Origin of the sequence: Micromonospora sp. KC723 (assembly GCF_004348595.1) — a bacterium.
In the GTDB taxonomy this organism is placed as follows: domain Bacteria; phylum Actinomycetota; class Actinomycetes; order Mycobacteriales; family Micromonosporaceae; genus Micromonospora.
Genome location: NZ_SMKD01000015.1, coordinates 23,414 through 43,543, shown reverse-complemented (window position 1 = coordinate 43,543; position 20,130 = coordinate 23,414). Strand labels below are relative to the sequence as shown.

The window sequence follows — 20,130 nt, the reverse complement described above, 5'->3', positions numbered from 1 at the left end:
GTCGCGGCGATGATCCGCCGTCCGACTGGTCACCGGACCGCTCAGCGCAGCTCCTGGATGCGGATCAAGTTACCCGCGGGGTCGCGGAAGGCGCAGTCACGGATGCCGTACGGCTGCTCGGTCGGCTCCTGGACGACCTCGGCGTCGCCGGCCTGCACCTTCTCGAAGGTGCCGTCGAGGTCGCGGGTGGCCAACAGGATCCAGCCGTAGGTGCCCTTGGCCATCATCTCCGCGATGGTGCGGCGCTCATCCTCGGTGACGCCGGGGTCGGTGGCCGGCGGCGCCAGGAGGATGGACGTGTCGGGCTGACCGGCGGGGCCGACCGTGATCCAGCGCATCCTGCCCTGTCCGACGTCGGCGCGGACCTCGAAGCCGAGGGTGTCGCGGTAGAAGGCCAGGGACGCGTCCGGGTCGTCGTGCGGCAGGAAGCTGGTGTGAATGGTGATGTCCATGGCGGTCAGGCTAGGTGCGGGCGCGTGCCCCCCGCTTCTTGATTCCTGATCGGTCTGGTCACCTGTTTCGCCACGCACGACGGCATGCCCGCCGTGGCACGGGCCGCCTCCCGCCGGTAGGTGCTCGGCGGCACACCGACCAACTCGGTGAAGCGGGTGCTGAAGGTGCCCAGCGACGCGTAGCCGACCGCGAAACAGACCTCGGTGACGCTGAGATCGCCCCGGCGCAGCAGCGCCATCGCGCGTTCGACGCGCCGCGTCATCAGATAGGCGTACGGCGACTCACCGTAGGCGAGCCGGAACTCGCGACTGAGGTGCCCGGCCGACATGTTCACCCCGCGGGCGAGCGCCTCGACGTCCAACGGCTGCGCGTACTCCCGGTCGATCCGGTCGCGGACGCGGCGCAGCCGCGCGAGGTCGCGCAGGCGCTGCGCCTGCGCCGTAGGGCCCCTGCTGGTCACCCGCGACATCGTGCCACCTCGTACCGCCATCGCCCGCGCCCCACCCCGCACTGTCACCCGCGCGTACGGCCTCCCCGGTGGCCGCGACACTCGTGTCGCGGCCACCGGGGACGCCGTCGTCAGGCCGTGCCGGCACACGGGTTCCGGTCGTGGTGACCCGGTGGGCGCGTCAGTGCCAGGTCGCTGATCCACACGTCCCGTGGCGCCGGTGCGCCCTCACCGGTTCCACCAGCGACCTGGGGCTCATCAGGCAGGTGGCCCACCTGGTGCCGCGGTGGTGCATGAACTCCACCGGCTCCCGCCAGCCCCGGTGCGTGAACAGCACGGTCGTGTGGTCGCCGTCCTGGCGGAGGTCCCCGCCCTTCGTGTCGTCGGTCCACCAGCCGGCGAGGCCCCCGACGGTCGTCAGCGCGTCGTACACCTTCTCCGGCGTCGGGTCCTGGCCCCCACCCTGTGCCGAATGTCCGGCATCCCTACTCTCCCCGGTCCGGTCGGTCTCGCTGTTGGTCCTGCTGGCTGCGCTGGATCGCCTCGGCGATCCGCTTGATCCGCCGCAGCCGGGCATCCCACGCCGACCCGACCGACGACAGCTGCGCCGCCGCGCGGGCGAGCTGCGCCTCGTCCACCCGGTACCGCTTCTCCCGGCCCGCCGGCGTCGCCCGGACCAGGCCGACCCGGTCGAGGACGCCGAGGTGCTTGGCCACCGCCTGACGGGTGACCGGCATCTGCTGACTCAGCGTGGTCGCGGTCCCGGCACCGTCGACGAGCAGCAGATCGAGCACAAGCCGCCGGGTCGGGTCCCCGATCGCGGACCAGAGGTCGTCGTCGACCTTCTCCGCCACCGCGGGGCTCACCGCCGCACCTCCAGGGTCGCGACGTACGGCGCCAGCCGCGACAGGTAGAAGTCCCAGCCGGTGAGGTGCCCCTGGTACTCCTGCTCCAGGACGGCGACCTCCCAGCCCATCTCGCGGAAGCCGGTCTCGGTCATCCTCAGCAGCGTCCCACCGCCCGACGGGGTCAGGTCGAAGGTGACCAGCAGGGAGTTGCCCTCGGCGGCGACCTCGTCGGCGGGGTGGGTCCAGCGGAAGGAGAACGTCCTCGGCGGTCGCGCGTCGACGACGGTGAACGGCACCACCGTGCCGCCGGCGTCGCGGTCGCCGAAGACGATCTCCCCCACCGACCCGGGCGTCGGGTCGTACCGGGCGTCGTCCGGCCACCACCGCTTGAGGTGGTCGGGGCTGCTCACCACCTCGAACACGATCTCGGGTGAGGCCTCGACGTAGATCTCGCGCTCGATGCTCCCGAACTCCATGACACCCTCCTGCAACGTTTGGTTGCTCATGACCGTACCCGGAGAACCGACCTAGAGCAACCATCGGTTGCACATTCACCTCCGTCAGCCGTCCGTGGCGAGTGCCTCCATCGGGCTCAACCGCGCGGCGCGGCGGGCCGGAAGCAGTCCGGCCAGTGCGGTGAGAGCAGTCAGGACCGCCACGGTGGCGGCGAGCTGACCGAACGGAATCTCCACCGGCACGGTGCTGTCGAAGGTCTTGATCGACATCGCGGCGTACGGCAACCCCAGCAGGACGCCGAGCGTGGCGCCCAGCACGCCGTACAACGCCGCCTCGGTGGTCAGCATGGCGGTGAGCCCGCCCCGGGACATGCCGACCGCCCTCAGCAGCCCGGACTCGCGGACCCGCTCCACCACCGACAACGCGGCGGTGATGCCCACGCCGACGACCGCCACGGCCACCGTGAGGCTGATCAGGGCCAGGAGAACCAGGATCAACACGTCCGTCTCCTCGCGCGTCTGGTCCCGCTGGTCGGCGAGCACCGCCAACCGGAGTCCCTGATCAGCCGGGCTGATGGCCGCCAACGCCTGGTAGGCCGCGGTGCGGCCCTGCTCCCCGGGGCGTGCCGCGTCGGCCAGCAACCCGGTGGGGCCGCGCGGGACACCGAGCTGGTCCAGGTCGGTCGGGCTGACGATGATCCCGGCTCCCAGCGGGGTGGCGTCAAGGATCACGGCGACCCGGACGTCGAGCGTGCGTTGGCCCAGCATGATGGTGACGGAGTCGCCGGACCGTACCCCTGCCGCCCGGGCCACCGCCTGGTCCATCGCGACACGTCGTGAGCCGACCGTATCCGGCGCGTCCGTCGCCGGTCGGGCCTGCGGCTGGCCCGGCTCCGAAGCGGGTCGCGGCTCCGGCTGCGGTCCCCGGGCCCCGAGCTGACGCAGGTCGAGGTCGGTGGCCATGACATCGGACCTCGACGCGCCGACCCGGACCGTGGCGGTGCGGTACGGCACCACAGCGGTCAGTTCCGCACGCGCCCGCGCCGCCTGGATGACGCTGTCCGGCACGACGGCGCCGTCGTCGGCGACCACGTTGAAGTCCTCGGGGGCCACCGAGGCGGCCTGCCGGTCCGCCGCCGCCTGCGTGGTGGCCCCGACGACCAGGGTGAGGGCGATGAGGGCGACGCCGAGCGCGACGACCGTGCTGACGGCCGCGGCGCGGCGCGGCGCGGCGCCCACCCCGCTGGCGGCCAGCCGGCCGGTCGCTCCCCGTTGCCGCAACGGCCAGCTCACCACCGCGAGCACCGGCCGTACCACCACCGGCCCGAGCGCGATGAGGGCCAGGAACGCCAGGACGAACGAGCACAGCACCAACATCAGCACCATCGTGCCCTGGCCGGGGCTGCGGCTTCCGTTGAGGGAGGCCGCGGCGACAGCGCCGCTGAGAACGGCCCCGCCGGCGAGGAGCGCGCCGACGACGGCGCGGACGCCGCCGATCCCCCGCCGGCCGGCGGTCGTGCTCGCCGTGCGCAGCGCTTCCAACGGCGCGACGCGGGCCGCCGCGAACGCGGGCGCGAGCACGGTGAGCATCGTGACCAGCACCGTGCCGGCCACCACCGCGACGGCGGTGCCGACCGGGAAGCCGGGCCGGGGCACGTCGATGCCGAAACCGCGCAGCACCAGGGGCACGAGCAGCCCCAGCGCCGAGGCGGCGAGCACCCCGAGCACCCCGGCCACCATCCCGGTGAGGGCCCCCTCGGCGGCGAGGGCCCTGGCCAGCACGCGACGGTCCGCGCCGACGGCCCGCAGCAGCGCCAGCTGGCGCAGGCGCTGGGCGAAGACGATGCGGAACGTGGAGGCGGTCACCAGCGCGGCGGCGATGACGGCGAGCACCACGAACAGCGACATGGCGACGAAGACGACGTCGATGTCGACCAGCGTCTCCTTCTGCTCCCTGACGCGGGCCTGCGCACCCGTGACGATGCTGTCGCTCGCGTCGGAGTCGACCACCGCCGCCAGGCCCGCCCGCACGGCGTCCAGGGACACCCCGGGCGCGACGCGCACGTCGATCTGCCTCCACCGGTCCACCACCGCCAGCTGGGCGGCGAAGGCATCCGTGGTGTACGCCGCCTCCAAGCCGTCGTCAGCCGCCTCCACCAGGCCGGTGACGGTCGCCCGTACGCTCCTGCGCGGAGCGTCGGGGTCACTGGTGTCCGGGGCATCGAGCCGCAGGCTCACCACCGTCCCGACGGGCAGCTTCAGCCGGTCGGCGGCACGCCGGGTCACCGCCAGCTCGTGAGGCGCGCTCGGATACCTGCCCCGCGTCAGGCGCACCTTGGCCAGCGGGCCGCTGCCCGGGTCGGCGTTGACCTGGAGGTAGGCGGACGAGATCCGCTCCAGTTCGACGTAGCCGTCCACGCGGCCGACCGCCTCGGCCACGCCCGGCACCGCGCGGACCTTCCGCAGCGTGTCGAGTGTCGGAGTGGCCGTCACGACCAGGTCCGTCGTCGCGGGGGTCTGGCTGAGCCGCTCCACGGCCACCTGCCGCACGACCTGATGCGACAGGGCCGTACCGAAGACGGCGCACGCCGCGATGGTCAGCGCCATACCGGTCAGCAGCGCCCGGGCGGGGCGGCGCGCAAGTGCGCTCAGTTGGGTACGCAGAATCATGCCGGCACCGCCAGCCGGCGCAGGGCCTCGGTCACCGACCGCGGGTCCGGACTGTCGATCTCGCCGGCGATTCGGCCGTCGGCCAGCACGACCACCCGGTCCGCGTACGCCGCGGCGCCCGGATCGTGGGTGACCATCACGACGGTCTGGCCGAACTGCCGGACGGACCCGCGCAGCAGTTCGAGCACCTCCGCTCCCGTCCGGGAGTCCAGGGCACCGGTCGGTTCGTCGGCGAAGACCACGTCGGGCTCGGCGACCAGCGCGCGGGCCAGCGCCACCCGCTGCTGCTGCCCGCCGGACAGCTCGCTGGGCCGGTGACCCAGCCGGTCGCCCAGGCCCAGCGCGGTGACGAGGTCGTCGAAGCGGGCCGGGTCCGGCCGTCGCCCGGCCAGGTCGAGCGGAAGCGTGATGTTCTGTCGCGCGGTCAGCTGCGGAAGGAGGTTGAACGACTGGAAGACGAACCCGACCCGTTCGCGGCGCACCCGGGTGAGCACCCGGTCGGGAAGAACGGTCAGGTCCGTGCCACCGAGCAGCGCCTGCCCCGACGTGGCCTGGTCGAGCCCGGCCAGGCAGTGCATGAGCGTGGACTTCCCGGATCCGGAGGGGCCCATGATGGCGGTGAACCGGGCTCGGGCGAAACTGACCGTGACGCCGTCCAGCGCGCGCACCGCCGTCTCTCCTACGCCGTACACCTTCACCAGATCGACCGCCGCGACGGCGACGGCCGCGCCGGACCGGGCCGACGGGACTTGCTGAAACGACTCGGTACGCACCGTTCCTCCGTATCCTCGGGTTGTGTCGCCAGTAGCCTGCCGGCCGGTGCGCCGCACCCACATCCGTCGACAGGCAGGACCGGACCCGGCCTCCCTCTGCCTTTTGGCTGATCCACGAGCCGACGCACGGTGCGTACGCTGACCCGGCGATGGCACGTGATGACGGCAGGACCTGGCTGTTCTGGCTGACCCGACTGGCGATGCTGCTGATCGGCGCGGCTCTGATTCGGCACGACGTCGAGCAGCGGTCGCTGCCGCTGATGCCCGCCTCCCTGGGGCTCGCGGCGGCCGCCACGCTGGTGTGGGTGCCGCGCCACCAGCACCACGCCCGACGCCTGTCGGTGCGGGCCCTGCTGTTGTTCGGCGGCTCGCTGGCGGTCACCGCGCTCTCGCTCCTGCCCGGCCTGCGGGGGGTGGGCGGATTCTGGGGCGCCGCCGAGGCGGTGGGGCTCCTGCTCTCCCTGCTCGTGGTCACCCGCCGGGGGGCCGGGCGGCTCACGCTGGTGGCGGTCGTCGCCGGCGTGGCGGCCATCGCGGCCCAACCGTTGCGGGTGCCCCAACCGGAGTTCGTGAACAGCTTTGACTACAACATCGACTACGGGATAATCGCCATGGCGGTGGTCGGCGTGGGCAGCTACCTGCGTTCCCTGGACACCGAGCGGAGACGCCGGCTCGTCGACGTGCTCCACCGCCAGCGGGCGGAGTTCGCGCGCGACCTGCACGACTTCATCGCGCACCACGTCACCGGCATCGTGGTACAGGCCCAGGGCGCTCGTCTGATCGTCCGCCAGGACCCGGATCGGGCCGCCCACGCGTTGGCCCAGATCGAACAGGCCGGCGCGGAGACCATGTCGGCCATGCGCCGGATGGTCGGCGTGCTGCGCAACTGCGACGACCGGAACAGCCGTGGTGTCGCCAGCCGGGACGACCGCGACGCGTCGCCGATCACCCCGCTGGCCCGGACCGCGGACCTGGCCCCGCTGATCGAACGGTTCAACGCCTCGGGCGGTCCGCCGGTCCGGCTGCGGGTGGACGGAGCCCTGGACGGGCTTCCGGTGGACGCGGACTCCTCCGCCTACCGGATCGTCCTGGAGGCGCTGACCAACGTACGCCGGCACGCCAGCGGCGCGAGCGCGGTCGACGTGTCCCTGCACCGTACGCCGGACTGGCTCCTGGTGGAGGTGACGGACAACGCGGCGGCGTCGGGCCGGGCCGGGCCCGGCGGTTTCGGCCTCCTCGGCCTCGGCGAGCGGGCCCGGGCGCTCGGGGGCCGGCTGCACGCCGGGCCGGGCGTGACGGGAGGGTGGACCGTGGAGGCTGCGTTGCCGTTGCACGCCCGGCGGGGCACATGACGATCCGGGTACTGGTCGCCGACGACCAGGCGATGGTCCGCGCCGGCTTCGGAATGATCATCGGCGCGCAGCCGGACATGGAACTCGTCGGCGAGGCCGCCGACGGCGTCGAGGCGGTCGCCCTGGCCCGCCGGTTACGCCCCGACGTGGCACTGCTGGACATCCACATGCCCCGAATGGACGGCCTGGACGCGTTGCGGCTGCTCACCGGCCCCGGCGTCGCCGACCCGATCCGGGTCGTCGTGGTCACCACCTTCGACCTCGACGAGTACGTTCACACCGCGCTGCGCAACGGGGCGTGCGGGTTTCTCCTCAAGGACTCGGGGCCGGCGTTGCTCGTCGAGGCGATCCGCGCGGCCGCGTCCGGCGAAGCCATGATCAGCCCTTCGGTCACCGTGCGTCTGCTCGCCCACGTCAACCGGTCCACGCCGCGCGGCGGTGACACCGGCACCCTGTCCCCCCGCGAAACCGACGTGGTGAAGCTCGTCGCCCGCGGCATGACCAACGCCGAGATCGCCGCGCAGTTGTTCATCTCCGTCGGCACGGTCAAGACGCATCTCGCCAGCGTGCAGGCCAAACTACCGGCCCGGAACCGGGTGGAGATCGCCGCGTGGGCGTGGGAGCGGCGCCTCGTCGGGTAACCGGCAGGATCCCGCAACGACGCTGACCAGACGTGCGACTTTCGCCGACGTCGAGGCGCTCCGCGCCGTGCACACGCCGCCTTCGCCGGGCGGACGCGTCGGACGCCGTACCCGTGGAAGATGGCCGGCGATCCCGTCGCCGCCGGTCTCGGCCCGCTCGGCGTGCCGCCCGGACGGCAGCGGCACGGGCCGGCCCCGCGCATGCACGCGGTGCTCGCCGCGAGGCGGCCGGGGATGCGCGGGAGTTCGGGTACGCCCCGGGTGTTCCGCGACCTGCAGGACGTTAGGGCAGGTCAACGTGGTGGCGGTGGGCCGCCATGCGAACATGTGTTCGTGTCGACCGAGGCCACCATCCTGCACGCCGACCTGGACGCGTTCTACGCGTCGGTCGAGCAGCGCGACGACCCCCGGCTGCGCGGCCGGCCGGTCATCGTCGGCGGGGGCGTGGTGCTGGCGTGCAGCTACGAGGCGAAGGCGCGCGGGGTGCGCAGCGCGATGGGCGGGCGGCAGGCCCGACGGCTCTGCCCGGACGCGGTGGTCGTACCACCCAGGATGGCCGCCTACACGGCGGCCAGCCGGGCCGTGTTCGAGATCTTCCGGCGCACCACGCCGGTCGTGGAGGGGCTCTCCATCGACGAGGCGTTCCTGGACGTGGGCGGGCTGCGCCGGCTGGTCGGCCCGCCGCTGGAGATCGCGGTAGGGCTGCGGGCCGAGGTCCGCGAGCGGGTCGGCCTGCCGATCACGGTCGGGGTGGCCCGGACGAAGTTCCTCGCCAAGGTGGCCAGCGGCGTCGCCAAGCCGGACGGGCTGCTGCTGGTGCCGCCGGACGGTGAGCGGGACTTCCTGCACCCGCTGCCGGTGGAGCGACTGTGGGGCGTCGGCCCGGTCACCGCGGCGAAGCTGCGCGAGCGGGGCATCCGTACCGTCGGGCAGGTCGCCCGCCTCGGCGAGGCGACGTGTGTGTCGCTGCTCGGCGGCGGCGCCGGGCGGCATCTGCACGCCCTGGCGCACAACCGGGATCCCCGACCGGTGCAGGTGGGCCGCCGCCGGTCCTCGATGGGCGCGCAGCACGCGCTGGGCGGCGGGCCGAGGACCCCGGCCGACCTGGACGCGATCCTGTCCGGCCTGGTCGACCGGGTGGCCCGGCGGCTGCGGGCCGCCGGCCGCTCCGGTCGCACGGTGGTGCTGCGACTGCGGTTCGCCGACTACACCCGGGCGACCCGCTCGCACACCCTGGGCAAGGCCACCGCCCAGACCGCCACCCTGCTCGACACGGCCCGGGCGCTGCTGCGGGCCGCGTTGCCAGAGATCGACCGCCGGGGCGTCACGCTGGTCGGCGTCTCGGTCGGCAACCTCGACGACGCCCCGGTGCAGCCGGAGCTGCCGTTCGCGCCGGATCCCACCGTCGACCTCGACGCGGCCGTCGACGCCGTGCGCAACCGGTTCGGGTCGGCGGCGCTGACCCGGGCCGCGCTGCTCGGCCGCGCCCCCGGGCTGGAGATGCCCCGCCTGCCCGACTGACGCGACCTTTCCCCGCGACCTGCCCTCGGGCATCCTTGGTGGATGGGAGAGGTGCTGCCGATGCCGGGCTTCGGTGACCTGTTCACCGACCTACGGGCCGACGATCGGACGATGCGGGTCAGCTTCCACCCGGAGCGGGCGGTTGTGGTGCTGTCGCTGTGGCGCGGGGCCGTCTGCCGGGGCTCCTTCCGGATGGCCGTCGAGGAGGCGGGCCGGCTGCGGGCGCTGCTGGAGGCGATCGAGGCCGCCGCCGGGCCGACGGCCGACGGAACCGTCGGGGGCGAGGAGGCAGCGGAGGCGACGGAGGTCGTCCAGACCGGCGACATCGCGGGTACGGCGCGCCGGGTCGCGTCGCCGGTCGTGCCGGTGCCCCGGGTCGCCTGACTCCGGCGCACCACCGTCCCGCCGCCGCGCCGGGGTGTGACCGGCCGCCGCCGTGCGGCGACCGTCAGCGGCTGCTCCGCCGGGTGCCGAAGGACTCCATGGTGGTGGCCTTCTTCGCCGGCGTCCGGCTGGCGGTGGTCCGCGCGCGGGCCGGTGTGGCCTTCTTCGCCGGCGTCTTCTTCGCGGGCGCCCGCGTCGCGGGCGCCTTCCTGGCACGCGCGGGGGTCGCCGTGGCGGCCACGTCCTTCTTCCGCGCCGCCCGCGCCGTCGTCGTGGTGGGCTTCTCCCCCGGCGACCTGGCCGCGCTCGCCCCAGTGGCCCGCCTGGTGGCGGTCGCGGTCTTCTTCGCCGCCGCCGCGCGGTTCGTCGGGGCCTTGCGCGCGCCGGTGGCCTTCCGGGCGCCGGTGGGCCGGCTGCCGGCCGCGGTCGCGTTCCGTCGCGCGTCGGCCATCGTCGTTCCTCCTCGGTGTGTGCCTGCCGGGGTGCCGGCCGACGGGTTCGTCCGCCGCCCGGCGCCGGTGTCTTCCCCCACTCCCGCCAGCCAAACGCGCTGCTGGTCGGGGCAGGTGCGCGGTGCTGCGCTGGTGGCCGGGGTTGTCCTGGCCGGCCCCGGAGGCCGGTGGCGGGTCCGGTGGTGTGCTGGCCACCACCGGACCCGCCGGCCCGCCGCCCGGGGGCGCGGGCGGGCCGGGATCACCGCCGGAACTGCACCGACCAGGTGCGCGAGCGGGAACCGTCCTCACTGGTGACCGTCACGGTCGCCGTCCGGTTGCGGACGTCGGCCTGGCGCACCGTCACCTCGGCGTACGGGTCGACGGTCACCGCGCTGACCGACGGCAGCGCCCCCTTGGCCACCACGTAGACGGTGTTGCGGTCGGGGTCGAACCCGACGGCCGGTTTGCCGTCGAGCAGGATCGCGGAGGCGCTGGCGTCCGACGACGTGCCGGGCCCGTGCGCGTAGGTCTCGATCTCGCTGATGGTCATGTGCCGGTTCGGGTACGCGGTGAGCACGATCCGGTACGCGTCGGTGAGGGTGGGCGGCACCGGGGCCTCGACCACGGGCCCGGTCGGGGTGCCGGTCGGGACGGTGACCGGGTTCCCGGCGTCGACCCAGTTGCCCTGCGGGTCGCGGACCTGCACCCGCAGGCTGTCGGGGTAGCTGTCGCCGCCGTCACGGTAGAAGTGGGTCACGACCCGGGTGAGGGTCTTCCGCTCCGGCAGGGTGACGGTGAGCGTGTCACTGGTGTTCTTGTTCTCCGGCTTCCAGTTCGACCAGGCCTTGTCGGCGAGGTTGCCGTTGGTCAGGCCGGCCGTGGAGTAACCCGGCTCGGTGAAGGTGGCGGTGACCGTACCGGTCGGGGTCTTCCGCTCGACCGGTACGGTGACCTGGACCCGGACGGTGGCCGGCAGAATACGGCCGTCACCGGCGTCGGCCTGCCCCTGGACGGTCACGACGCCGAGCTTGTCGTACGCCCCGGCGGGCGGGGCCTGCCAGGTCACCGGGCGGTCGACGGTAGCGCCGCCCCGGGCCACCGCGGTCACCGTCGCCGGCAGCTCCGGTTGGCCCCCGGGGATGGTCTTGGCCCGGGTCGGTTCGGTGCTGACGAGGGTGTCGACGACGACGGTGGCCAGGGCGGCGTGGGTGCGCCCGAGCACGTCGGTGGCCTGCCCCCGGACGGTGACCGTGCCTGGCTTCTGCCAGGTCCAGGCGGCGGGGAGCCGCCACCTGACGGGAAGCGTGCCACGGGAACCGTCGCGGTGGATCGGGACGACGGTTGCCGGCAGCGTCGGCACGGTGCCCGGCACGGTGAACGCCCGGGTGGGTTCGATCCCGAGGACGGTCTCGTCGACGATCCGCCACCGCTGGTTGGCTCCCGAGTTGGCCAGCCAGGTGGACACGGCCGCGCCGTCCTGGGTGGCCTGGCCGCCGACCTCCAGCAGCCGCCGGGTGGCGACGTTGACCAGGGTGTACGTCCCGTCACCGGTGGTGGAGAGGATCCACTGGGCCGCCGGCGCGGGTTCGGCCAGCGCGGGGACGAGGGTGACGGCCCCGTCGACGACGGCGGCCTGCCGGTCGCCCCGGGCGGTGGTGAGGGCGTAGCGGTCCCGGTTGCCCTGTCCCTGGGTGAGCTTGGTGAGCCGCCACAGCTGGTCGGCGTTGCGCGGGTCGTCGGTGCGGATCACCGCGCCGGAGGTGCTGCCGGACGGGGCGAGGGACCGGCCGCTCTGCACACCACGGAGGCGGTAGACGTGGCCGTCCTGGACGAGCGCGGCGTCCTTGGCGACGCCGGACACCCCGGCGACGAGGAACGTCGTCACGGACTGGGCGGGCACCTCCAGCCGGGCGGCACGGTCGCGGACGGCGACCGGGGCGCCGGTACGCAACGCGCCGTCGGCGCTGGTGACCACCGGGGTGACGGTGGCGTCGGGGGCGACGGTGCCGAAGGCCGACAGGTCGAGGTGGACGGTCCGGGCCTGGGTGCCGGAGTTGACGTGCACGACGGTGGCCCGCTTGCCGGCGGAGACGGCGGCGATGCTGGCGGTGTCGCCGACGGCGATCAGCCGGTCGCCGGGGCGGATGTGGTGGGTGAAGTTGCGGACCGTGTGGAACTTGGTGTTGGTGTAGATCGGGCAGGTTTCCAGGGTGTCCGTGGAAGTGCAGTCGAACGACAGTTGGATGCTGCCCCAGTTGGACCCCTGCGGGAACTCGCCGCCGGGTTTCATGTTGTCGTAGTCCTCAACCGGCTGCCAGAACACCCAGGCCGACGGCTCCAGTTCCCGCAGGTCGTCGATGATGTGCTGGGCCATGCCGAGACCGGGGGCCATGTTGGTGAGGCTGTGCCCGTTGCCCCAGGAGCCCTCCACCTCGCTCATCCACAACGGCTTGTCCTCGCCCTTGGCGATGTCCCGTACGGCGGTGCGCTGCCCGGTGCCGTAGGTGTGCACGTTGAGCTGGGCGACCTGGTCGCGCACGTCGTCGCCGTAGGCGTTCCAGTTCGTGAGGAACGTGCCGGGGTTGGTCTCGTCCATGGCGGAGATGATGGTGTCGCTGCCGGCGGCCCGCAGTTTCTCCGCCAGCGCGCGAATCACCTGTTGTTGCAGTTCGGGGCCGGCGTGCGCGCCCTCCTGCCGGCCGCCGACGGGGTTGCCGTCGGCGCCGAGGCGGGTGCCCCAGTAGTTGGTGTTCGGCTCGTTCAGCGGATCGATGGTGTCGACCGTGATGCCGTGCGCGTCTTCGAGGTGCTCGGTGACCCGGACCAGGTAGGTGGCGAAGTCGTCGACCTTGTCGGCTCTGATCTGGTCCTTGCTGGAGTCGAACCCGCCGGAGACGTACCCGCTGACGGTCTGGAACCACGGGGGCGAGTTGCTGAAGGTCTCCCAGTGGGTGATGTCGGCCTTGATCCGGTCGATCCACCAGCGTTGCGTCCGGTCGGCGTCCCAGTTCCAGTGGTTGGGGTCGTCCGGGTTCCACCAGTCCTTGTCGGCCCGGGTGGTGCCGGCGGGGGCCTTCCACCAGCCCTGCACGGCCCCGCCCCGGCGCAGGTAGTCGGGGACGTCGGGGGCGTTGCCGCCGCCGACGTTGTAGCGTGCGATGTTCAGGTTGAGACCCTGCGGGCCGAACACCAGGTCGGCCAGCTTCTCGCGGACCTCGTCGGGGTAGTCGCCGGTGGCGTTGGCGAACCAGATCAGGCTGGTGCCCCAACCTTCGAACTCCTGCCCCTGGTACGAGGGGTCGGGTCGGACGGTGACCGTCGGGTTCTGCGCGGCGGCACTCTGGGCGGCGCCGACGGCGGGGGTGGTGACGGCACCGGCGGTGAGGGTGCCGGCGGTGACGATGACGGTGGTGACGGCCGCGGCGAGCCGTCGGACCGATGGGTGTCCCTTCACGGTGGGCGGGTCTCCTTCGTTGTGCGGAGCGCCGGTGGCCGACGGCCGGGCGGCCAGATGTTCGCGCAAACATCACGACCGGAGGAGGAGGTGCCAGGAGGGTCTCAATGGACACCGACCGGCAATGTTTACGTAAACATCGGTGCCGGGATAGTGTCAGCCGACTACCGGCCCGTCAAGACGTCACCGCCACGCCGATTTCCCTGGCGGACCGGCCCGGACCGTGAGGAGGCGACGGGGGGATGAGCACGACCCGGCCACCGGAGACGTCGTCCGGTCCACCCGGTACCGGCCCGCCCGCACCGCCGCGTCGTCGACGCGTCTCGATGGCCGACGTGGCCCGCCTGGCCGGTGTCTCGTCACAGACCGTCTCGCGCGTCTCGACCGGCCACCCGGGCGTCGTCCCCGCCACCCGCGAGCAGGTGCTCACCGCGATGCGGCAGCTCGGCTACCGTCCCAACGGCGCCGCGCGGGCCCTGAAGTACGGCGAGTTCCGGACCATCGGTGTCGTGCTGTTCACCCTGGCCACCACGGGCAACAGCCGCACCCTGGAAGCGATCGCCACGTGCGCCGCCGAGGCGGGCTACGTCATCACCCTCATCCCCGTCACGACCCCCACCCAGGACCGGGTCAACGGCGCGTTCACCCGACTCGGCGAGCTCGCCGTCGACGCCGTCATCGTCATCATGGAGGTCCACCTGCTGGACACCGCGACGGTGGTCCTGCCGCCGGACGTCCACGTCGTCATCGTCGACTCCGACGCCGGTGAGCGTTACTGCGTCGTCGACACCGACCAGGCGCACGGGGCCCGCCAGGCCGTGCACCACCTGCTCGACCTCGGGCACCGGACGGTGTGGCACGTGGCCGGGCCGCCGGAGTCCTTCGCCGCCGAACGACGCGCGCTGGCCTGGCACGGAGCGCTGCGGGAGGCCGGACGGCCGGTGCCCCCGCTGCGCCGGGGCGACTGGTCCGCCGAGGCCGGCTACCGGGCCGGGCTGGAGCTGGCCGAGGAGCCGGAATGCACGGCTGTGTTCGTCGCCAACGACCAGATGGCCCTCGGCGTGCTCCGCGCGTTCCACCAGCGAGGCCGGGTGGTGCCCCGCGACGTGAGCGTGGTGGGCTTCGACGACATCGCCGAGGCGGGCTCGTTCATCCCGCCGCTGACCACGGTCCACCAGGACTTCGCGGAGGTCGGCCGCCGCTGCGTCGAGGCGGCGCTGCGGCAGGTCCGCACCGGTTCGACCGGGACCGGCACCACGCTGGTGCCCACCCGGCTGGTGCTGCGCGACAGCACGGCCCCGCCCCGACGACAGCGCTGACGCCCGAACTCAATCGGTGGGTCGCCCTCCGGCGGGCAGCTCGACCACCCGGGTGGCCCAGCGGGCCATCAGGCTGGCGTCGTGGGTGACGAGCAGAACCCCTGCCCCGTGCCGTCGCTGGTAGTCGGTGACGACTGCGGCGAGGTGTGCCTGGGTGGAGGCGTCGAGCATGGCGGTGGCCTCGTCGCAGAGCAGGTAGGCGGGCCGGTGGACGAGGGCGCGGGCGAGGCAGGCCCGTTGCAGCTGCCCGTCGCTGACCGCGTGCGGACGGCGGGCGAGCAGGTCCGGCGTGAGGCCGACGAGGTCGGCCAGTTCGCTCGCCCGGGCGCGGGCCCGCTCGCGCGGGGTGCCGGTCGCGCGGAGCGGCTCGGCGATGACGTCGGCGAGGCTCAGCCGCGGGTCGGTGGCCGCGCGAGGGCTCTGGAAGAGGATCGCGACCCGGGTACGGACGGCGGCCGGGAGCCGGTGGCGGACGCCCGGGAGCCGCTGGCCGTCGAGGGTGACGTGGCCGCTGTCGGGGGCGCGCAGCAGGGCCAGGACCCGGGCGAGGGTGGACTTGCCACTGCCGGACGGACCGCGCAGCCCGACCGTCTCGCCGGCGGCGATCCGCAGGTCGACCCGGTCGAGGACGCGCTGCCGGTCGTAGCGGACGGTGATCTGGTGGGCGACGAGCGCGCCGGTCATGCCGAGGCTCCCAGCGGGTGGTGGCAGGCGGCGCGGCCCGGGCCGTGCGGCATCGGGGGCGGTGGTGTCCGGCAGATGTCGGTGGCGCGGTCGCAACGCGGGGCGAAGGCGCAGCCGGGAGGCAGGTCGGTGAGCATCGGCGGATGTCCGGGTACGGGCCGGAAGGCCCGCTCCGGCAGGGCGTCGAGCAGCCCGGCCGTGTACGGATGGATGGGGGTGTCGAACAGGGCCTCGGTGGGCCGGTGTTCGACGAGGCGGCTGGCGTACATGACGGCGACCGTGTCGGCGACCCGGCGGGCGGCGGCCAGGTCGTGGGTGATGAGCAGGACCGCCGCGCCGGTGTCGCAGCGACGTCGCAGCAGGTCGAGAGTGTGGTCGACCAGGGGCCGGTCCAGGCCGGTGGTGGGTTCGTCGGCGAGCAGCAGCGGCGGATCGGGGGCCAGCGCCAGCGCGGTGACGAGACGTTGCGCCATGCCACCGGACAGCTCGTGCGGGTACCGGTCGAGGTCGGCGGGGTCGAGGCCGACGTCGACAGCGAGGCGGTCGGCGGCCGTCGCGGCGTCCCGACGCGAGTGGTCGTGGGCGCGCAGGGTCTCCTCCAGCAGGCGCCGGCCGGTACGTACCGGGGTCAGCGCGGTGGCCGGGCTCTGCGGCACCAGCCCGAGCGCACGGCCGCGCACCTGGCGGGCGAGACGGCGCTCGCCGCAGCCGAGCAGGTCGACCGGTTCCCCGGCGGGTGGGTGCAGGCGGGCCTGCCCGGTGACGGTGGCGTTGCCGGGCAGCAGGCCGAGCAGGGCGTGGGCGAGCACGGACTTGCCGCAGCCGGACTCCCCGACCACGGCGAGGAGTTCGCCGGGGCGGACGGTCAGCCGCAGGTCGGTGACGGCGTGCACCACGGTCTCGCGGAGCCGGAAGCGGACGGTCAGCCCGTCGACGTCCAGCAGGGTGGGCCGGTGCTCGCCGTGGGCGGTGGTCGTGGTGGCCGGTGCGGTGGTGGTCACAGGTGCAGCTCCGCTCGTACGCGGGGGTCGAGGCGGTCGCGCCACCGGCCGGCGAGGGCGGCCAGGGCGAGGGTGACGGCGACGAGCAGCAGCCCGGGGACCAGGCTGGCCCACCAGGCGCCGGTCAGCAGGGAGCGCTGCCCGTCGTTGATCATGTTGCCGAGGGAGGCCAGGTGCGGGGGCAGGCCGAGGCCGAGGAAGGACAGCGCGGTCTCGTGCCACACGGCGTGCGGCACCATCAGCGTGGTGGCCAGCGCGAGTCGCGGCAGGACGTGGGGCAGCAGGTGGCGGGTGAGCACCCGGGCACGGCTGGCGCCGCCGGCGACCGCCGCGTCGACGAACGGGCGGGTGCGCAGGCTGAGCAGTTCCGCGCGCACGATGCGGGCGGTGGACAGCCAGTGGGTCAACCCGATGGACAGGACCACCGCGCCGAGGCTGGGGCGCAGCATCGCCACGATGAAGATCCCCAGCAGCAGGTGTGGCAGGGCGGCGATGGTGTCGACCACCCGCATCAGCGCCCGGTCGACCCGGCCGCCGCAGGTGGCGGCGACCGTCCCGACGAGGCCGCCGACCACGGCGGCGACCACCGCCGCGACCGCCCCGACGAGCAGCGACACGCGCAGCCCGTAGAGGCTGCGGTGGGCGACGTCGCGACCCAGGTCGTCGGTGCCGGCCAGGTGTTCCCAGGAGGGGGCGAGCCGGATCCGGGCCAGGTCCACCGCGCTCTCGTCGAGTGGCCAGAGCAGGGGCGCGGCCAGGCAGGCGGCGACCGCGCCGACCAGGACGACCGAGGCGAGGGCGATTCCGGGCCGGAACGCCGGTCGCCGGAGTCGGGCGGGCAGGGCGAGGTCAGTCATCGAGGCGTACCCGGGGGTCGGCGGCGGCGTAGGCCAGGTCGGTGAGGAGGTTGGCGGTCAGCACCACGACGGTGGTGGCGAGGGTGGTGGCGGCCAGCAGCGGGAAGTCGCCGCCCAGCGCCGCCTGGACGGTGACCGCGCCGAGGCCGGGCAGGGAGAACACGGTCTCCACCAGCACCGCGCCACCGACCAGTTCGGGCAGGTGGGTGCCGACCAGGGTGAGGAACGGCAGCAGCGCGGTACGCAGGGCGTGGCCGAAGAGGACGGTGCGGCCGGGCAGGCCGCGGGCCCGGGCGGCGAGGACGTGGTCGTCGCGCAGGCTCTCGGCGACCGTGTCGCGCACGAACAGCACGAACCAGGGCGCCTGGGAGACCGCCAGCACGGTGACCGGCAGGACGAGGTGCCGGGCAACGTCGGCGGGGTGGGTTCCGGTGGCGGTGACGTCGGTGAGCCCACCGGCCGGCAGCCACCCGAGGGCCAGGGCGAACACGGCGATGGCGGCCAGGCCGAGCCAGAACACCGGCATCGACTGCACCGCGTACGCGCCGGCGCGGAGAGTCCGGTCGAACCAGCCGCCGCGCCGGTACGCGGCGAGGGTGCCCAGCAGCAGGCTCGCCGCCAGCACCAGCGCCAGGGCGGCGCCGACCAGCAGCAGCGTCCAGCCGGCGCGCGCGGCCAGCACGTCGGTCACCGGTTCGTGGCGGCTGGTCGACCAACCCAGGTCGCCGCGGAGCAGGTTGCCGACCCAGCGGGCGTACTGCACCGGCAGCGGGTCGTCGACGCCCCAGTTGGCGCGGATCTGTGCCAGGTTCTCCTCGCTGGTGGTGAACGCCGCCGCGCCGGCGTACTGCTGGGCGGGGTCGATCGGGGAGGCCGCGCCGAGGACGAACATGCCGACGCTGGTCGCGGCGAGGACCGGTACGGCGACCATCAGCCGGCGGCGGACCACCGCGCCGGCGCCCGCCAGCCGCCGGCGACGACGGGACGAGGTGGCGGCGGTCGCGGTCACGAGGTCTTCGTCCAGGTGTGGATGTTCCACCAGAGGCTGTTGGCCACGTCGTGCTCGTGCGGCTCGACCCGGGGCGTGACCCCGGCGACCGTGTCCCGCACCACGTAGGTGTGCTGAAGGTAGGTGAGGAACACCCACGGCACGTCGGTGGCGAGCTGCTGCTGGAAGATGGCGTAGGCGGCCCTGCGGGCGGCCGGGTCGGCATTGTCGCGCCCGTCCTGCAACGCCTTGTCGACCACGGGCGACCGGTAGGAGCCGGGGTTGAAGAAGCCCTGGCCGGCGAAGGCGGAGCCGAACAGCTTGTAGGAGACGAAGTCCGGGTCGTACGGGGTGCCGTAGCCCATGACCAGCGCGTCGGTGCGCATCCTGGGGGTGATCGCGTCCCAGGTGAGACCCTCGGGGGTGATCCTGATGCCGATCTTCTTGGCGTCGGCGGTGACGGCGAGGGCGAGTTCCTTGCGCAGGCTGTCGGTGGCCGGGTACATCAGGGTGAACGCCGCCGGGCGGCCGTCGCGGACCCGGATGCCGTCCGGGCCGGGCCGCCAGCCGGCGGCGTCGAGAGTGGCGGTGGCGGTGGCCGGGTCGGCGGTGGCGGTGCCGGTGGTCGACGGCGCGGCGAACTCCGACGAGGGCGGGATCGGCCCGAACGCCGGCTCCCCCGCCCCGCCGAGCACACCGGTGACCATCGCCTGGCGGTCCACCGCGGCGGTCAGCGCCCGGCGCACCGCCACGTCCCCGGTGACCGGGTTGCCCATCGGCAGCATCACCCCCCGGTAGTCGGCGGTGGGCACCCGCTCGACCCGGTAGCCGGCCTGTCGGTCGAAGCCGGAGGCCAGCTTCGGCGCCAACTCCGCGGCGTCGAACTCCCCGGCCCGCATCCGCTGGGCGCGGACGTTGTCGTCGGCGACGAAGGCCACCACGACTCCGGAGTTGGCGGGCCGGCCGCCCCAGTACGCCTCGTTGGCGGCCAGGACGAGCCGGTCGCCCGGCGTCCACGACGTCACCCGGTACGGGCCGGTGCCCACCGGCCTGCGGTTGAAGCCGGCCTGGTTGATGTCCTGCCCGGCGAGGGCCCTGGCCGGCACGATACCGAGGGTGAGCCGTTGCAGGAACGGCGCGTAGGCGTACTTCAGTCGGAACACCACGGTGGACGGATCCGGCGCGGCGACCGAGGCGAGCACGTCCAGGTCGGACCGGAGCGTGGAGTCGACCTTCGGGTCCAGCACGGCCTGGTAGGTGAAGACCACGTCCTGGGCGGTCAGCGGGCTGCCGTCGTGGAACCGTACGCCCTCGCGCAGGGTGGCGGTGACCGTCCGCCCGTCCGGCGACACGGTCGGCAGCTCGCGGGCCAGCGCCGGGACGGGCCGGTTGCGCCCGTCGCGGGCGACGAGACCGTCGAAGATCAGCGAGCCGCCGTCGACCCCGTAGTTGAGCACCGGGTTCAGCGTGTCCGGCTCGCCGGCGGTGGCGACCACGAGGGTGCCGGCACCGCCGGCCGCCGGTGAGGTGGCCGCCGGGGACGAGCAGCCGGCCGCCACCAGGAGAGCGGCGACGACCAGGGTCGCCGTGCGGCTGGACAGAGGGGTACCCATCAGATGCTCCCGTGAGTGGTCAGGTGGTGGGCGGTGCGGCGGCCCGGCCCGGCCGCGCGTGCGCCCGATCATCGCGTCGAAGGTTGATCATCTGGTGCCAGCATCGCGTAGTTGCCACAACATTGCAACAAGCGGTGTGGTGGGCGCGGCGAGGACCGTCGGCGGACCGGGAAGGAGCGGGCCGCGCGGGCCGGCGCGCCGGAACCGCGAGACGCCGCGCCACTCATGCATTAAC

19 protein-coding genes are annotated in these 20,130 nt (G+C 73.9%); 6 read left to right on the top strand and 13 right to left on the bottom strand.

Features of this window, described 5'->3' with window-relative positions; genetic code table 11:
- Window positions 1–41: 41 nt before the first annotated feature.
- The 7 genes from E1165_RS06095 to E1165_RS06065 all read right to left on the bottom strand — a co-directional run bounded on the left by E1165_RS06095 (window position 42) and on the right by E1165_RS06065 (window position 5,647).
- Entirely contained in the window at window positions 42–452 is a 411-nt protein-coding gene (locus tag E1165_RS06095) for a VOC family protein (protein ID WP_132388552.1), read from the bottom strand.
- A gap of 5 nt (window positions 453–457) precedes the next feature.
- A complete protein-coding gene (locus tag E1165_RS06090) occupies window positions 458–922 on the bottom strand; it encodes a helix-turn-helix transcriptional regulator (protein ID WP_132388550.1) in 465 nt (154 codons plus the stop codon).
- Window positions 923–1,082: 160 nt separating this feature from the next.
- Window positions 1,083–1,334: a hypothetical protein gene (locus tag E1165_RS06085; RefSeq protein WP_243704614.1), complete on the bottom strand. Its 252-nt coding sequence runs from the start codon at window positions 1,332–1,334 to the stop codon at window positions 1,083–1,085.
- Window positions 1,335–1,386: 52 nt separating this feature from the next.
- Window positions 1,387–1,767, bottom strand: coding sequence for a helix-turn-helix domain-containing protein (locus E1165_RS06080; protein ID WP_132388548.1), 381 nt, complete (start codon window positions 1,765–1,767; stop codon window positions 1,387–1,389).
- Window positions 1,764–2,225: an SRPBCC family protein gene (locus E1165_RS06075; RefSeq protein ID WP_132388546.1), complete on the bottom strand. Its 462-nt coding sequence runs from the start codon at window positions 2,223–2,225 to the stop codon at window positions 1,764–1,766. The genes E1165_RS06080 and E1165_RS06075 overlap by 4 nt, the downstream gene beginning before the upstream one ends.
- Before the next feature lie 84 nt (window positions 2,226–2,309).
- Window positions 2,310–4,874: an ABC transporter permease gene (locus tag E1165_RS30470; RefSeq protein ID WP_132388544.1), complete on the bottom strand. Its 2,565-nt coding sequence runs from the start codon at window positions 4,872–4,874 to the stop codon at window positions 2,310–2,312.
- Window positions 4,871–5,647: an ABC transporter ATP-binding protein gene (locus E1165_RS06065; RefSeq protein WP_243704613.1), complete on the bottom strand. Its 777-nt coding sequence runs from the start codon at window positions 5,645–5,647 to the stop codon at window positions 4,871–4,873. Before E1165_RS06065 ends, E1165_RS30470 begins: the two co-directional genes overlap by 4 nt.
- Before the next feature lie 149 nt (window positions 5,648–5,796).
- On the opposite strand from E1165_RS06065, the gene E1165_RS06060 reads away from it, so the two are divergent.
- The 5 genes from E1165_RS06060 (at window position 5,797) to E1165_RS06040 (ending at window position 10,294) form a co-directional block, all read left to right on the top strand.
- Window positions 5,797–6,999, top strand: coding sequence for a sensor histidine kinase (locus E1165_RS06060; protein WP_132388540.1), 1,203 nt, complete (start codon window positions 5,797–5,799; stop codon window positions 6,997–6,999).
- On the top strand, window positions 6,996–7,640 hold the full coding sequence (locus tag E1165_RS06055; RefSeq protein ID WP_132388538.1) for a response regulator transcription factor: 645 nt from the start codon (window positions 6,996–6,998) through the stop codon (window positions 7,638–7,640). The genes E1165_RS06060 and E1165_RS06055 overlap by 4 nt, the downstream gene beginning before the upstream one ends.
- 333 nt (window positions 7,641–7,973) lie before the next feature.
- Complete coding sequence (gene dinB, locus E1165_RS06050) at window positions 7,974–9,161, top strand: DNA polymerase IV (RefSeq protein WP_132388536.1); 1,188 nt, start codon at window positions 7,974–7,976, stop codon at window positions 9,159–9,161.
- A 42-nt stretch (window positions 9,162–9,203) separates the two neighbouring features.
- On the top strand, window positions 9,204–9,545 hold the full coding sequence (locus tag E1165_RS06045; protein ID WP_132388534.1) for a hypothetical protein: 342 nt from the start codon (window positions 9,204–9,206) through the stop codon (window positions 9,543–9,545).
- A gap of 83 nt (window positions 9,546–9,628) precedes the next feature.
- The gene (locus tag E1165_RS06040; RefSeq protein WP_132388532.1) at window positions 9,629–10,294 is read left to right on the top strand and encodes a hypothetical protein; all 666 of its coding nucleotides are present in this window, start codon (window positions 9,629–9,631) and stop codon (window positions 10,292–10,294) included.
- Here E1165_RS06040 and E1165_RS06035 read toward each other — a convergent pair.
- Complete coding sequence (locus E1165_RS06035; protein ID WP_132388530.1) at window positions 10,239–13,433, bottom strand: glycoside hydrolase; 3,195 nt, start codon at window positions 13,431–13,433, stop codon at window positions 10,239–10,241. The two genes, E1165_RS06040 and E1165_RS06035, sit on opposite strands and share 56 nt — an antisense overlap.
- Window positions 13,434–13,675: 242 nt before the next feature.
- Here E1165_RS06035 and E1165_RS06030 point away from each other — a divergent pair, with 242 nt between their 5' ends.
- Window positions 13,676–14,752 carry a LacI family DNA-binding transcriptional regulator gene (locus tag E1165_RS06030; protein WP_243704612.1) on the top strand — a complete coding sequence of 359 codons (1,077 nt, stop codon included), beginning with the start codon at window positions 13,676–13,678 and terminating at the stop codon, window positions 14,750–14,752.
- 9 nt (window positions 14,753–14,761) lie between these two features.
- Here the strand turns inward: E1165_RS06030 and E1165_RS06025 are convergent, their stop codons facing one another.
- From E1165_RS06025 to E1165_RS06005, 5 genes are read right to left on the bottom strand one after another with little or no spacing between them, the layout of a single operon-like run.
- The gene (locus E1165_RS06025) at window positions 14,762–15,436 is read right to left on the bottom strand and encodes an ABC transporter ATP-binding protein (protein ID WP_132388528.1); all 675 of its coding nucleotides are present in this window, start codon (window positions 15,434–15,436) and stop codon (window positions 14,762–14,764) included.
- On the bottom strand, window positions 15,433–16,437 hold the full coding sequence (locus E1165_RS06020) for an ABC transporter ATP-binding protein (protein WP_243704611.1): 1,005 nt from the start codon (window positions 16,435–16,437) through the stop codon (window positions 15,433–15,435). Before E1165_RS06020 ends, E1165_RS06025 begins: the two co-directional genes overlap by 4 nt.
- A complete protein-coding gene (locus E1165_RS06015) occupies window positions 16,434–17,294 on the bottom strand; it encodes an ABC transporter permease (protein ID WP_132388526.1) in 861 nt (286 codons plus the stop codon). The genes E1165_RS06020 and E1165_RS06015 overlap by 4 nt, the downstream gene beginning before the upstream one ends.
- Window positions 17,287–18,303 carry an ABC transporter permease gene (locus tag E1165_RS06010; RefSeq protein WP_132388524.1) on the bottom strand — a complete coding sequence of 339 codons (1,017 nt, stop codon included), beginning with the start codon at window positions 18,301–18,303 and terminating at the stop codon, window positions 17,287–17,289. The genes E1165_RS06015 and E1165_RS06010 overlap by 8 nt, the downstream gene beginning before the upstream one ends.
- Window positions 18,300–19,895 carry an ABC transporter substrate-binding protein gene (locus E1165_RS06005; protein ID WP_132388522.1) on the bottom strand — a complete coding sequence of 532 codons (1,596 nt, stop codon included), beginning with the start codon at window positions 19,893–19,895 and terminating at the stop codon, window positions 18,300–18,302. The genes E1165_RS06010 and E1165_RS06005 overlap by 4 nt, the downstream gene beginning before the upstream one ends.
- Window positions 19,896–20,130: the final 235 nt, after the last annotated feature.

Coding starts and splice junctions, on each gene's coding strand:
- E1165_RS06095 (WP_132388552.1), bottom strand. CDS start 452: ATGGACATCACCATTCACACCAGCTTCCTGCCGCACGACGACCCGGAC.
- E1165_RS06090 (WP_132388550.1), bottom strand. CDS start 922: ATGTCGCGGGTGACCAGCAGGGGCCCTACGGCGCAGGCGCAGCGCCTG.
- E1165_RS06075 (WP_132388546.1), bottom strand. CDS start 2,225: ATGGAGTTCGGGAGCATCGAGCGCGAGATCTACGTCGAGGCCTCACCC.
- E1165_RS30470 (WP_132388544.1), bottom strand. CDS start 4,874: ATGATTCTGCGTACCCAACTGAGCGCACTTGCGCGCCGCCCCGCCCGG.
- E1165_RS06060 (WP_132388540.1), top strand. CDS start 5,797: ATGGCACGTGATGACGGCAGGACCTGGCTGTTCTGGCTGACCCGACTG.
- E1165_RS06055 (WP_132388538.1), top strand. CDS start 6,996: ATGACGATCCGGGTACTGGTCGCCGACGACCAGGCGATGGTCCGCGCC.
- E1165_RS06045 (WP_132388534.1), top strand. CDS start 9,204: ATGGGAGAGGTGCTGCCGATGCCGGGCTTCGGTGACCTGTTCACCGAC.
- E1165_RS06030 (WP_243704612.1), top strand. CDS start 13,676: ATGAGCACGACCCGGCCACCGGAGACGTCGTCCGGTCCACCCGGTACC.
- E1165_RS06025 (WP_132388528.1), bottom strand. CDS start 15,436: ATGACCGGCGCGCTCGTCGCCCACCAGATCACCGTCCGCTACGACCGG.
- E1165_RS06015 (WP_132388526.1), bottom strand. CDS start 17,294: ATGACTGACCTCGCCCTGCCCGCCCGACTCCGGCGACCGGCGTTCCGG.
- E1165_RS06005 (WP_132388522.1), bottom strand. CDS start 19,895: ATGGGTACCCCTCTGTCCAGCCGCACGGCGACCCTGGTCGTCGCCGCT.